Origin of the sequence: Achromobacter sp. 413638, from assembly GCF_043119405.1 — a bacterium.
In the GTDB taxonomy this organism is placed as follows: domain Bacteria; phylum Pseudomonadota; class Gammaproteobacteria; order Burkholderiales; family Burkholderiaceae_B; genus Achromobacter.
On sequence record NZ_JBICCO010000075.1, the window covers coordinates 23,694 to 34,841 of the forward strand.

The following is an 11,148-nucleotide window of genomic DNA, read 5'->3' on the forward strand; positions in this document are numbered from 1 at the left end:
GTTTGATCGTCATGACACGCATCGTTGTGGTGACTTCCGGCAAAGGCGGCGTGGGCAAGACCACGACCAGCGCCAGTTTTTCCGCGGGACTCGCGATGCGGGGCCACAAGACCGCTGTCATCGACTTCGACGTCGGCCTGCGCAACCTGGATCTCATCATGGGTTGCGAACGGCGCGTGGTGTACGACTTCGTCAACGTGATCCAGGGCGAAGCCACGCTGAACCAGGCCCTGATCAAGGACAAGCAGCTCGAGAACCTCTTCATCCTGCCCGCGTCGCAGACCCGCGACAAGGACGCGCTGACCCAGGAAGGCGTGGAAAAGGTCATCAACGACCTGAAGGAAATGGGCTTCGAATACATCGTCTGCGATTCGCCGGCCGGCATCGAGACCGGCGCGCTGATGGCCGCCTACTTCGCCGATGACGCCATCGTCGTGACCAACCCCGAAGTCTCGTCCGTGCGCGACTCCGACCGCATCCTGGGCATCCTGGCCGCCAAGTCCAAGCGCGCCGTGGAAGGCAACGAGCCGGTCAAGGAATTCCTGCTGCTCACGCGCTACAACCCCAAGCGCGTGGTCGACGGCGAGATGCTGTCGCTGACCGACATCGAGGACATCCTGCGCATCAAGCTGATCGGCGTGATCCCCGAGTCCGAAGCCGTGCTGCAGGCGTCCAACCAGGGCCTGCCGGCCATCCACCTGAAAGACACCGACGTGTCCGAAGCCTACAAGGACGTCGTCGCCCGCTACCTGGGCGAAGACAAGGCCCTGCGCTTCACCGACTACGAAAAGCCCGGTTTCCTGAAACGCCTGTTCGGAGGCAAGTAAGCAATGTCCTTCCTGTCGTTTCTGCTCGGTCAAAAGAAAACGTCCGCCTCCGTCGCCAAGGAGCGGCTGCAGATCATCCTGGCCCACGAGCGGGGCCGCGGCGATTCGCCCGACTACCTGCCGCAGCTGCAGCAGGAACTCATCGCCGTGATCTCCAAGTACGTCAAGATCAACCCCGAGGACATCAAGGTGCACCTGGAACGCCAGGACACGCTGGAAGTCCTGGAGGTGAAGATCGAGATGCCGCAAGGCGAGACCTCGAGCCCCAACGCCTGACGCCCGCCGGCGGGATCGCAAGTTCCCGCCCGCGCGCAACGAAGCTCGGCCGCCACGCGGCGGCCGGCCAAAGCAAAACGCCCGGCATCGCGCCGGGCGTTTTTTCATGGGTGGCCGGAATGCGGCCGCCGCGTCAGCGCCGCTTGCCGACCTGGTCGCCGATCACGCCGCCGATGGCCGCGCCGCCGACCGTGCCGAGGATGCCGCCGTTGGTGATCACCGCGCCGGCCACGCCGCCCAACGCGGCGCCGCCCACGGTGCTTTTCTGGCGATGGCTCATGCTGTCCCACGACGAGCAGCCCGCCATGGTGACAGCCAGCGCGGTCGCCGCGCAGATCTTGGTGATGGATGCGATTTTCATGATGGGACTCCTGTTCTTGTTCCCGGAAAAGCGCTGGATCCTGCTGGTTGCGAGCGCGCGCTTCCCTCTTGGGTTGGAGCCTTCAGGATCGCAAAATATTCGCCTGCGCGCTGTGAAGTTTGCCCAGGAATTGTGTCAAACAGCGAGATAATCTTTGCGTTCCCTGGGGACAATGTTGCAGCCGGGGCCGCTATTTGACCAGACGTAACACGTCGCGAAAGCGCGGGTGCTCGCAGGTTTCCATCCACTCGAAAATCGCCATTTCAGTGGTGACGATATCCGCGCCATGCGCCCGCGCGCGGCGCAGCGCCGCATGATGATCGGACGGCTTGCGCGAGCCCGCCGCGTCGGACACCAGCACGGCGCGATAGCCCATCTCGGTCAGCCCGATCACGGTCTGCAGCACGCAGATGTGCGCCTCGCAGCCCGTCACCAGCACGGTCTTGCGCGCGGCCGGCAGCCAGCCCTCGAAGCCCGGCTCGCGCGCCGACGAGAAGTGCATTTTCTGGAAGGTCGATTGCACCAGTTCGGCCAGCGGCGCCACGGTCACGCCCAGCATCTTGCTGTGATGCTCGGTGGCGACCACCGGCACCTCCAGCAGCCGCGCGGCCTGGGCCAGCTTGACGTTGGCCGCCAGGACCGCATCGCCGTCGTGGATCACGGGCATCAGGCGGCCCTGCATGTCGACGATGAGCAGCGTGGAATCGGAGGCTGGCAGCAGCATGGGGGATCTCCAGGAAAGCGGGCGCGGCAGCGAGCGCCGCACGGTTGACTCAATGATATCGCGGCGCCCGGCGATGGCCGAGTGAATGGCTACAGGTGAAAACTGAAAGATCACTCGGGATCATCGCGGATTGCCCCTGGCCGTCTCGGGATGGCATTCAGGGTAGGCGAACTTTCTCCCAAGCCGGCGAGGCGTTTGGCGGCCTCTCTCTGCACGAGTTGCCTCAACGCGCTTTGCACAAGCGCTGACGTAGCCTGGATCCCCGTGTAAGCGCGCGCCAATTCAAGCAACTCGTCGTCCAGCGTCACGGTGGCGCGCATGTCGATCTCCTGCATGGCGAGTGAATAGGGATGCACCTCAAACGAGGCGGGCCTTCATTCCACCATCCAAAAAAAATCCCGGCACGAACGGGCCGGGATTTTCGGACTGCCTAACAGGACGCCTTACTTCAAGGACGCCCTGCGTCAAGAACGCCTTACTTCAGCGCCTTGTACCGCAGGCGCTTGGGCTTGGCGCCCTCGTCGCCCAGGCGGCGCTTCTTGTCGGCTTCGTATTCCTGGTAGTTGCCGTCGAAGAACACGACTTGCGAGTCGCCTTCGAACGCCAGGATGTGCGTGGCGATGCGGTCCAGGAACCAGCGATCGTGGCTGATGACCATGACGCTGCCGGGGAACTCCAGCAGCGCGTCTTCCAGCGCGCGCAGCGTTTCGACGTCCAGGTCATTGGACGGTTCGTCCAGCAGCAGCACGTTGCCGCCGGCGATCAGCGTCTTGGCCATGTGCAGGCGGCCGCGTTCGCCGCCCGACAGCTGGCCCACGACCTTGTTCTGGTCGCCGCCCTTGAAGTTGAAGCGGCCCAGGTAGGCGCGCGAGGACATCTCGAACTTGCCCACCGTCAGCAGATCGGCGCCATCGGCCACGGCGTCGAACACGGTCTTCTTGTCTTCCAGCGCGTCGCGCGATTGGTCGACGTAGGCCAGCTTGACGGTCTGGCCGATCTTGACCTCGCCCGAATCCGGCTGCTCGCGGCCCGCGATCATGCGGAACAGCGTCGATTTACCGGCGCCGTTGGCGCCGATGATGCCGACGATGGCGCCCGGCGGGATCTTGAAGCTGAGGTTGTCGATCAACAGGCGGTCGCCGTAGGCCTTGCTGACGTTGTTGAATTCGATAACCTCGTTGCCCAGGCGCTCGCCCACCGGAATGAAGATTTCCTGGGTCTCGTTGCGCTTCTGGTATTCGTAGGACGACAGTTCCTCGAAGCGGGCCAGGCGCGCCTTGGCCTTGGCCTGGCGGCCCTTCGGGTTCTGGCGCACCCACTCCAGTTCCTTCTTGATGGTCTTCTGGCGGGCCGACTCGGAGGCCTCTTCCTGCTTGAGGCGGTCTTCCTTCTGCTCCAGCCAGGAGCTGTAGTTACCCTTCCACGGAATGCCGTAGCCGCGGTCCAGTTCCAGGATCCATTCGGCGGCGTTATCCAGGAAGTAGCGATCGTGGGTCACGCCCACCACGGTGCCGGGGAACTTGTGCAGGAACTGCTCCAGCCACTCCACGCTTTCGGCGTCCAGGTGGTTGGTGGGCTCGTCCAGCAGCAGCATGTCGGGCTTGGACAGCAGCAGGCGGCACAGCGCCACGCGGCGCTTCTCGCCGCCGGACAGCTTGCCGACGATGGCGTCCCAGGGCGGCAGGCGCAGCGCGTCGGCGGCGATTTCCATCTGGTGCTCGATGTCGTCGGCGCCGCTGGAGGCGGCGGCGGCGATGATGGCTTCAAGCTCGGCCTGCTCGGCGGCCAGCGCGTCGAAATCGGCGTCCGGCTCGGCGTAGGCGGCATAGACCTCGTCCAGGCGCTTCTTGGCCGTGACCACCGCGCCCAGGCCTTCCTCGACGGCCTGGCGCACCGTGTGCTCGGGGTTGAGCTGCGGTTCCTGCGGCAGGTAGCCGATGTTCAGGCCCGGCATGGGGATGGCTTCGCCTTCGATCTCGCGGTCCACGCCCGCCATGATCTTCAGCAGCGTCGACTTGCCCGAGCCGTTCAGGCCCAGCACGCCGATCTTGGCGCCAGGAAAAAACGAAAGGGAGATATCGCGCAGGATCTGCCGCTTCGGCGGCACGATCTTGCCGACGCGGTTCATGGTGTAGACGTATTGGGCCATGGGCTCGTATCGGATATGAGACTGGGAAACCGTCGATTGTAGGCCGGAACCCTTGCCGGCGCGCGACAGCGGCCGCGCGCCCCCGGGCGCGCCCGTCTCAGGACGACTTGCACAGGGACGGATCCTGCTCCGCCGCCTTGCGCCGCGCCTTCGCGGGCCGCCCCGCGCGCATCTGCGCCAGCATCACGCCGGCCAGCGCCATGGCGCCGCCGACCAGGTGGAACAGATGCGGCTTTTCGCCCAGGAAGGTGGCGGCGATCGCCACGGTGACCACCGGCATCACGTTCAGGAAGATGCTGGCGCGGTTCGGCCCCAGGTGACGCACGCCCTGGATCCACAGGAACGGCGCGAACAGCGACGGGAATACGCCGGCGTAGAGCACCAGCGGCAGGTTGTCGGCATTGAGCGGCGACGGCGGCGCCAGCAGGAAGGTCGGCAGCAGGAACAGCGTGCCGAAGGCGATCTGCGCGTACAGCGATTGCCACGGCCCCAGCGGCAGCGCCCACAGGCGCAGCAGTACGCCATACAGCGCATAGGCCAGCGCGGCCACGCCCATCAGCAGGTCGCCCGGATTGGCGCCCACCTGCAGCAGCCGGGCCGGATCGCCCTCGCCGATCAGCAGCGACAGGCCGGCCAGCGACACCAGGCCGCCCAGCAGCGCCATCAGCGTGGGCCGCTCGCGCAGCACCAGCGCGCTGACCACGATGGTGAGCAGCGGGATCATGGCGGTGATGATGCCCATGTTGGTGGCGGTGGTGGTCGACGCGGCCACATAGGCCAGCCCCTGGTACAGCGCCATCGCCAGGCCGCCCAGCACGGCCAGCTTGGGCCAATGGCGCAGGATCTGGGCGCGCTGCGCCCAGGCGCCCGGCAGGGCGAAGGGTGTGAGCAGCGCGCCGGCCAGCGCCCAGCGATAGAAGCCGATGGCGGCGGGCGCGATGAGGCCGGCGGACATCTTGGTGACGATCATGTTGACCGACCAGATCAGGGCCGCCAACAGCGGGAAGAACAGGTAACGGGCGGGAGGATGGGAAACGGAAGCTTGCTGCATGATGCGCTCTTGCGGGAACGAGCGCTCAGTGTAGGACTTGTCTGACTTCAGGCATATAATGAATTTCAGACAAAGCACGCTCGAATCCGGACATGGACCCCGCTTCCTCCGCCCAACTGGCCAGCCACCTGCCCTACCCGCTGGCCTGCCGCATCCTGCATTTCACGCCGCATTCCAGCATGGCGCGCCACCGCTCCGATTGGGGCGAATTGAACTTCGCCATCTCCGGCATCATGGAGATCGGCATCGAAGGCGTGCTGTACCTGTCGCCGCCGCAGTACGCCATCTGGATACCGCCGGGCGTGTCCCACTGCTGCCAGAACGAGGGCGAAGTCCACTACGCCTGCATCGACATCCCGGCGGCGGCCTGCGCCGGCCTGCCGGCCGCTCCCTGCACGCTGGAGATCAGCCCCGTCATGCGCGCCGTGCTGGCCGATTTCGAGCGGCGCGGCATCACCTATCCGGATACGCCGGAAGACCGGCGCATGGCGCAGGTGGTGATCGACCAGACGCGCCAGGCGCGCGCCTACGCCAGCTATCTGCCGTCCACCACCGAGCTGCCGCTGGCCCCGATCCTGGCGGCGCTGCAGCGCGAGCCCGGCGACAAGCGCGGCGCGGCGCACTGGGCCGCCACCGCCGGCATCACCGAGCGCACGCTGCTGCGCCACTGCCAGCAGCATCTGGGCATGTCGTTCAACGACTGGCGCCAGCGGCTGCGCGTGGTCAGCGCGCTGGGCATGCTGGACGCGGGATTGCCGGTGCAGGATGTCGCGCGCCGGCTCGGCTACAGCACGCCCTCGGCGTTCATCGCCATGTTCCAACGACTGACCGGGGAATCGCCCGACAGCGCGCGGCGGCGCAGCGGCGACGCGCCGCGGGCATCGGCGTAGGACATTGCGGGCGATCCGCCGCCCCCGGCTGGCGGCGCGCGCCCTGCGAACCGCGTCATCCACGCGTCCGATGCAAGGCACGGCCGAACGCGCGACAATAGCGCCTGACCCGAATCCCCAAGCTACTCAATCTCATGCAGCGCCGCGCCATCAGAGCGCGGGCGCGCCCAGGAATCCTCATGTCCGCCTCCGCCACGCCTCCCGCCTCCTTGACCCGTTTCAGCTCGGCCGAGCTGGACATGCTGGCCAAGACGGCCGACGCCCTCAGCGCCTTCCTGGGCAAGCCCGTGCTGGCTGAAGTCGTGTTGGGCGAGGAAGGCACCGAATGGGTGACTTTCGGCGTGCCGCTGGACGAGAAGGCCGAAGCCGACGAATCCCAGGTCCATGTGCAGCTGGGCGGCCCCGGCGCGCGCCTGCTGGGCAATCGCGGCGGCCTGCCGCCGGCCGACGACGACACCTACGACTGCCTGTACCTGTGGGCCATCCAGATCACGCTCGGCGAGGGCGAGCGCTTCGTCAAGCTCGACCATGATGGCGAAGAGTCCGCCTGGTCGGACAGCCTGGAAGACGTGCTGCCCTTCGCGCTGAGCGAGGATCCGGACCTGGCGCAGGACGACGAGGATGATGAGGACGAAGACGATGAAGACGACGACGCGGCCGATGGCGAACATCGGCACTGAGCCACGCGGCCACGAGGCGCCGCCTGCCCGCGCTTGAAATCGTGGCGTCCGCCGCCACGGACGGACGCCACGGACCACGCCTCAGGCCGTGATCCGCCCCTCCTGCACCGCATGACAAGCCACCACCGCCGGCCCGGCCGCGAGTGCCTGCGGCGCCTCGGTCTTGCAGCGCTCGTTGGCGTGCGGGCAACGCGGATGGAAGGTGCAGCCCGACGGCGGGTTCAGCGGATTGGGCACCTCGCCCGCCACCGCCGTGCGCGGCTTGCCGGCGCCGTTGATGTCGGGAATCGCCTCCAGCAGCATGCGCGTGTACGGATGACGCGGCCGCGCGAACAGCTCGTCGCGCGGCGCGACCTCCACCATGCGGCCCAGGTACATCACGCCGACGCGGTCGGCCACGTGATGCACCACCGCCAGGTTGTGCGAAATGAACAGATAGGTCAGGCCCAGCTCGCGCTGCAGATCCTTCATCAGGTTCAGCACCTGCGCCTGCACCGACACGTCCAGCGCCGAGGTCGGCTCGTCGCAGACCAGGAACTCCGGATTGACCGCCAGCGCGCGCGCGATCGAGATGCGCTGGCGCTGGCCGCCCGAGAACTGGTGCGGATAGCGGCCCTGGTCGGCCGGATCCAGCCCCACCTGCTTGAGCAGCTGGCCCACGCGCGCCGTGCGCTCGGCCGGCGTCATGGTGGTGTGGGTCAGCATGGGCTCGGCGATGATGCGGCCCACGCGCCAGCGCGGATTCAGGCTGGCATACGGATCCTGGAAGATCATCTGCAGGCGCTTGCGCATGGCCCGGCCGCCGGATTCGGCCATGCCGGCCAGGGGCTGGCCGTCGAAGCGGATATCGCCGCGCGTCAGGCCGTACAGCCCGACCAGCATGCGCGCCACGGTGGACTTGCCGCAGCCCGACTCGCCCACCAGCGCCAGCGTCTCGCCGCGCGCGATGTCGAAGGACACGCCGTCGACGGCGCGCAGCATGACCTTGGGCTTGCCGGACAGCTTGCGCTCCAGCCACGGCGGCGACACGTCGAACCAGCGGGCCGCGTCCCGGACTTCTACCAACGGTGCGTTCATGCCGCCTCCTGTGAACTTTTGCCGCCGGGCCGCCCCAAGGCAAAAGCGCCCCCTTGGGGGGCAGCAAGCCCGCCATGCGGGCGCGGCGTGGGGGCTCCATCTTCATGCAACCAACAGGCGGCGCGGGAAGTGCCGGCCGCCATCAATTCAGGACGATCCTGCGTGCAGCGCGGCAGCTGCTGGCCGCAGCGCGGATTGAACGCACAGCCCGTCGGGATGGCGTTCAGGCGCGGCATGCTGCCGTCGATCTGCACCAGCCGCTGGGCGTGGCTGTCCAGCGCCGGGATCGAGCCCATCAGGCCGGCCGTGTAAGGGTGACGCGGCTTGTGGATCACGTCGGCCACCGGGCCGATCTCGGCCACGCGGCCCGCGTACATCACGGCGACGCGGTCGGCGGTCTCGGCGATCACGCCCATGTCGTGGGTGATCAGCATGACGGCCGTGCCCTGCTCGCGGCACAGGCGCTTGAGCAGTTCGATGATCTGCGCCTGGATCGACACGTCCAGCGCGGTGGTGGGCTCGTCGGCCACCACCAGGCGCGGTTCGGCGGCCAGGGCCAGCGCGATCACCACGCGCTGGCGCATGCCGCCGGAGAACTGGTGCGGATAGTGGTCGATGCGCTCGCGCGCCGCCGGGATGCCGGTGGCCGCCAGCAGCTCGACCGCCCGCGTGCGCGCCTGCGACCAGCTCAGGTCCAGGTGCGTGACGATGGTCTCGGCCAGCTGCCGACCCACGGTGTACAGCGGATTCAGCGAGGTCAGCGGATCCTGGAACACGGCGCCGATCTCGCGGCCGCGCACACGGCGCATCTGCTCGTCGGGCAGGTTGTCGATGCGGCGACCGCCCAGCAGGATCTCGCCGGCGGCCACGCGCCCCGGCGGCTCCAGCAGGCCGATGATGGCCGCGCCGGTCAGCGACTTGCCGGCGCCGGATTCGCCGACCACGCCCAGGACCTCGCCCGCCTCGATCGAGAAGGACACGTCGTCCAGCGCGCGCAGCGTGCCGCGGCGCGTGGGGAACTCCACGCGCAGGTTGCGGACTTCAAGTAATGCGCTCATGGATATATCTCAAATTCAGTTGTCCACGTACTGCCGCGACATGCCCCCACGGAGCGTAGACGGTTCCATCGGGATGCCGCGGAGCCGGCTTTGCCGGTCCGCAGGCATGCCCCCTTGAGGGGGAAGCGCGCAGCGCTTCGGGGGTGGGCCACATCACATCAGTCGCGGGTTGAGCGCGTCGCGCAGCCAGTCACCGAGCAGGTTGACCGACAGCACCAACAGCACCAGCGCCAGTCCGGGGAAGATGACGATCCACCATTCGCCGGAGAACAGGAAATCGTTGCCGATGCGGATCAACGTGCCCAGCGACGGCGACGTCGGCGGCACGCCCACGCCCAGGAACGACAGCGTCGCCTCGGTGATGATGGCGGTGGCCAGGTGCACCGTGGCCAGCACCAGCACCGGTCCCAGCACATTGGGCAGCACGTGGCGGAACATGATGACGGGCGAGGCCACGCCGATCACGCGCGCGGCCTGCACGTATTCGCGGTTCTTCTCCACCAGGGTGGAGCCGCGCACCGTGCGGGCGTACTGCGGCCAGCCGGCAAGCGCGATCGCGCCGACCAGCACTGGGAAGGCGATCACCTCGTGCAGCTCGCGCGGCACCGCGGCGCGCGCCACGCCGTCGATTAGCAGCGCGATCAGGATGGCCGGGAACGACAGCTGCACGTCGGCCACGCGCATGATGAAGGCGTCGATGCGCCCGCCCGCGTAGCCCGAGACCAGGCCCAGCACGATGCCGATGACCATGGACAGCGCCACCGCGGCCAGGCCGATCAGCAGGGACACCCGCGTGCCGTACAGAATGGCCGAGTACAGGTCGCGGCCCTGGCTGTCGGTGCCCAGCAGGTAGGTCGGCTGGCCATTGGCCTGCCATGCCGGCGGCAGCAGCGCGTCCAGCAGTTCCACCTTGGTCAGGTCGAAGGGATTGTGCGGCGCCACCCAGCCGGCGCCAAAGGAACCGATCAGCAGCAGCGCCAGCAGGATGGTGGCGGCGATGGCGACCGGGGCGCGGCGCCAGGCCCAGGCCAGGTCGCTGTCCCACCAGCGTTTGAGTACGGCGCGCATCAGTGAGCCCCCCCGGCGCGGGTCATCCCGGCGCGCAGGCGCGGGTCCACGACGAAATACAGAAGATCGACGATCAGGTTGATCACCACGAAGACCAGCGCGATCAGGCACAGATAGGCGGCCATGACCGGCACGTCGGCGAATTGCACGGCCTGGATGAACAGCAGGCCCATGCCCGGCCACTGGAACACGGTTTCCGTGACGATGGCGAAGGCGATGATGCCGCCCAGCTGCAGGCCGGTGATGGTGATGACGGGCACCATCGTGTTCTTGAGCGCGTGGCCGAAGTGGATGGCGCGGCGCTTGAGCCCGCGCGCACGGGCGAACTTGATGTAGTCCGAGCGCAGCACTTCCAGCATTTCCGAGCGCACCAGGCGCAGCACCAGCGTCATCTGGAACAGCGACAGCGTGATCGACGGCAGGATCAGGTGCTTCCAGCCATCGGCCGTGAACAGGCCCGACGACCACCAGCCCAGGCTGACGGTCTCGCCGCGTCCGTAGCTGGGCAGCCAGCCCAGCTGCACCGAGAACACCAGGATCAGCAGGATGCCGATGAGGAAAGTAGGCAGCGACACGCCCAGCAGCGAGCCGGCCAGCAGCAGCTGCGACAGCATGCTGTTGCGCTTGAGCGCGGTATACACGCCCAGCGGCACGCCGACCACCAGCGCCAGCACCGCCGCGACCAGCGACAGTTCCAGCGTGGCCGGCAGGCGCGACTTCAGCAGCGAGGAAACGGGTTCGCTCTGGCGCAGGGAGATGCCGAAATTGCCCTGCGCGGCGTTGGCGACGAAGTGGCCGAACTGGACGACGGCGGGCTCGTTCAGGCCCAGGCGCTCACGCAGCTCGACGCGTTCGGCGTCGGTGGCGTCCTGGCCCAGCATGATGGTGACGGGATCGCCGACGTATTGAAATAGCACGAATGCCAGCAGCGCGACGGTGAGCATCACCGCCACAGCCTGCAGCAGGCGGCGGAGTATGAAAGCGAAC

General features: G+C 67.5%; 13 protein-coding genes. 4 read left to right on the top strand and 9 right to left on the bottom strand.

Annotated elements, in window-relative coordinates:
* Positions 1 to 11: 11 nt before the first annotated feature.
* Both minD and minE read left to right on the top strand, forming a co-directional pair.
* On the top strand, positions 12 to 827 hold the full coding sequence (minD, locus tag ACEU5R_RS24420) for a septum site-determining protein MinD (RefSeq protein WP_103272659.1): 816 nt from the start codon (positions 12 to 14) through the stop codon (positions 825 to 827).
* A 3-nt stretch (positions 828 to 830) separates the two neighbouring features.
* Positions 831 to 1,103, top strand: coding sequence for a cell division topological specificity factor MinE (gene minE / locus ACEU5R_RS24425; protein WP_103272658.1), 273 nt, complete (start codon positions 831 to 833; stop codon positions 1,101 to 1,103).
* Between the two features lie 133 nt (positions 1,104 to 1,236).
* Here minE and ACEU5R_RS24430 read toward each other — a convergent pair whose 3' ends face one another.
* The 5 genes from ACEU5R_RS24430 to ACEU5R_RS24450 form a co-directional block, all read right to left on the bottom strand.
* The gene (locus ACEU5R_RS24430; RefSeq protein ID WP_103272657.1) at positions 1,237 to 1,464 is read right to left on the bottom strand and encodes a glycine zipper 2TM domain-containing protein; all 228 of its coding nucleotides are present in this window, start codon (positions 1,462 to 1,464) and stop codon (positions 1,237 to 1,239) included.
* Between the two features lie 190 nt (positions 1,465 to 1,654).
* A complete protein-coding gene (locus tag ACEU5R_RS24435; RefSeq protein WP_103272656.1) occupies positions 1,655 to 2,188 on the bottom strand; it encodes an isochorismatase family protein in 534 nt (177 codons plus the stop codon).
* Between the two features lie 110 nt (positions 2,189 to 2,298).
* Complete coding sequence (locus ACEU5R_RS24440) at positions 2,299 to 2,508, bottom strand: type II toxin-antitoxin system VapB family antitoxin (protein WP_392412232.1); 210 nt, start codon at positions 2,506 to 2,508, stop codon at positions 2,299 to 2,301.
* Positions 2,509 to 2,663: 155 nt separating this feature from the next.
* Positions 2,664 to 4,337 carry an energy-dependent translational throttle protein EttA gene (gene ettA / locus ACEU5R_RS24445; protein WP_103272655.1) on the bottom strand — a complete coding sequence of 558 codons (1,674 nt, stop codon included), beginning with the start codon at positions 4,335 to 4,337 and terminating at the stop codon, positions 2,664 to 2,666.
* Between the two features lie 97 nt (positions 4,338 to 4,434).
* Positions 4,435 to 5,388 carry a DMT family transporter gene (locus tag ACEU5R_RS24450; RefSeq protein ID WP_392412235.1) on the bottom strand — a complete coding sequence of 318 codons (954 nt, stop codon included), beginning with the start codon at positions 5,386 to 5,388 and terminating at the stop codon, positions 4,435 to 4,437.
* Positions 5,389 to 5,480: 92 nt separating this feature from the next.
* Between ACEU5R_RS24450 and ACEU5R_RS24455 the strand changes: the two genes are divergently transcribed.
* Positions 5,481 to 6,278 carry a helix-turn-helix transcriptional regulator gene (locus ACEU5R_RS24455; RefSeq protein WP_103272653.1) on the top strand — a complete coding sequence of 266 codons (798 nt, stop codon included), beginning with the start codon at positions 5,481 to 5,483 and terminating at the stop codon, positions 6,276 to 6,278.
* A gap of 179 nt (positions 6,279 to 6,457) precedes the next feature.
* The gene (locus ACEU5R_RS24460) at positions 6,458 to 6,958 is read left to right on the top strand and encodes a hypothetical protein (RefSeq protein ID WP_392412237.1); all 501 of its coding nucleotides are present in this window, start codon (positions 6,458 to 6,460) and stop codon (positions 6,956 to 6,958) included.
* Positions 6,959 to 7,039: 81 nt separating this feature from the next.
* Here the strand turns inward: ACEU5R_RS24460 and ACEU5R_RS24465 are convergent, their stop codons facing one another.
* From ACEU5R_RS24465 to ACEU5R_RS24480, 4 genes are all read right to left on the bottom strand, one after another.
* On the bottom strand, positions 7,040 to 8,035 hold the full coding sequence (locus ACEU5R_RS24465; RefSeq protein ID WP_392412238.1) for an ABC transporter ATP-binding protein: 996 nt from the start codon (positions 8,033 to 8,035) through the stop codon (positions 7,040 to 7,042).
* Positions 8,032 to 9,093, bottom strand: a complete 1,062-nt coding sequence (locus ACEU5R_RS24470) for an ABC transporter ATP-binding protein (protein ID WP_392412239.1) — start codon at positions 9,091 to 9,093, stop codon at positions 8,032 to 8,034. Before ACEU5R_RS24470 ends, ACEU5R_RS24465 begins: the two co-directional genes overlap by 4 nt.
* A 153-nt stretch (positions 9,094 to 9,246) precedes the next feature.
* Positions 9,247 to 10,161, bottom strand: coding sequence for an ABC transporter permease (locus tag ACEU5R_RS24475; RefSeq protein WP_392412240.1), 915 nt, complete (start codon positions 10,159 to 10,161; stop codon positions 9,247 to 9,249).
* Positions 10,161 to 11,148, bottom strand: a 988-nt coding sequence (locus ACEU5R_RS24480; protein ID WP_392412241.1) for an ABC transporter permease, incomplete at its 5' end; no start/stop codon positions are given. The genes ACEU5R_RS24480 and ACEU5R_RS24475, both read right to left, overlap by 1 nt.

What these genes read in the sequence shown, in the direction of transcription:
- minD (WP_103272659.1), top strand. Translation starts at nt 12, where the DNA reads ATGACACGCATCGTTGTGGTGACTTCCGGCAAAGGCGGCGTGGGCAAG.
- minE (WP_103272658.1), top strand. Translation starts at nt 831, where the DNA reads ATGTCCTTCCTGTCGTTTCTGCTCGGTCAAAAGAAAACGTCCGCCTCC.
- ACEU5R_RS24430 (WP_103272657.1), bottom strand. Translation starts at nt 1,464, where the DNA reads ATGAAAATCGCATCCATCACCAAGATCTGCGCGGCGACCGCGCTGGCT.
- ACEU5R_RS24435 (WP_103272656.1), bottom strand. Translation starts at nt 2,188, where the DNA reads ATGCTGCTGCCAGCCTCCGATTCCACGCTGCTCATCGTCGACATGCAG.
- ACEU5R_RS24440 (WP_392412232.1), bottom strand. Translation starts at nt 2,508, where the DNA reads ATGCGCGCCACCGTGACGCTGGACGACGAGTTGCTTGAATTGGCGCGC.
- ettA (WP_103272655.1), bottom strand. Translation starts at nt 4,337, where the DNA reads ATGGCCCAATACGTCTACACCATGAACCGCGTCGGCAAGATCGTGCCG.
- ACEU5R_RS24450 (WP_392412235.1), bottom strand. Translation starts at nt 5,388, where the DNA reads ATGCAGCAAGCTTCCGTTTCCCATCCTCCCGCCCGTTACCTGTTCTTC.
- ACEU5R_RS24455 (WP_103272653.1), top strand. Translation starts at nt 5,481, where the DNA reads ATGGACCCCGCTTCCTCCGCCCAACTGGCCAGCCACCTGCCCTACCCG.
- ACEU5R_RS24460 (WP_392412237.1), top strand. Translation starts at nt 6,458, where the DNA reads ATGTCCGCCTCCGCCACGCCTCCCGCCTCCTTGACCCGTTTCAGCTCG.
- ACEU5R_RS24465 (WP_392412238.1), bottom strand. Translation starts at nt 8,035, where the DNA reads ATGAACGCACCGTTGGTAGAAGTCCGGGACGCGGCCCGCTGGTTCGAC.
- ACEU5R_RS24470 (WP_392412239.1), bottom strand. Translation starts at nt 9,093, where the DNA reads ATGAGCGCATTACTTGAAGTCCGCAACCTGCGCGTGGAGTTCCCCACG.
- ACEU5R_RS24475 (WP_392412240.1), bottom strand. Translation starts at nt 10,161, where the DNA reads ATGCGCGCCGTACTCAAACGCTGGTGGGACAGCGACCTGGCCTGGGCC.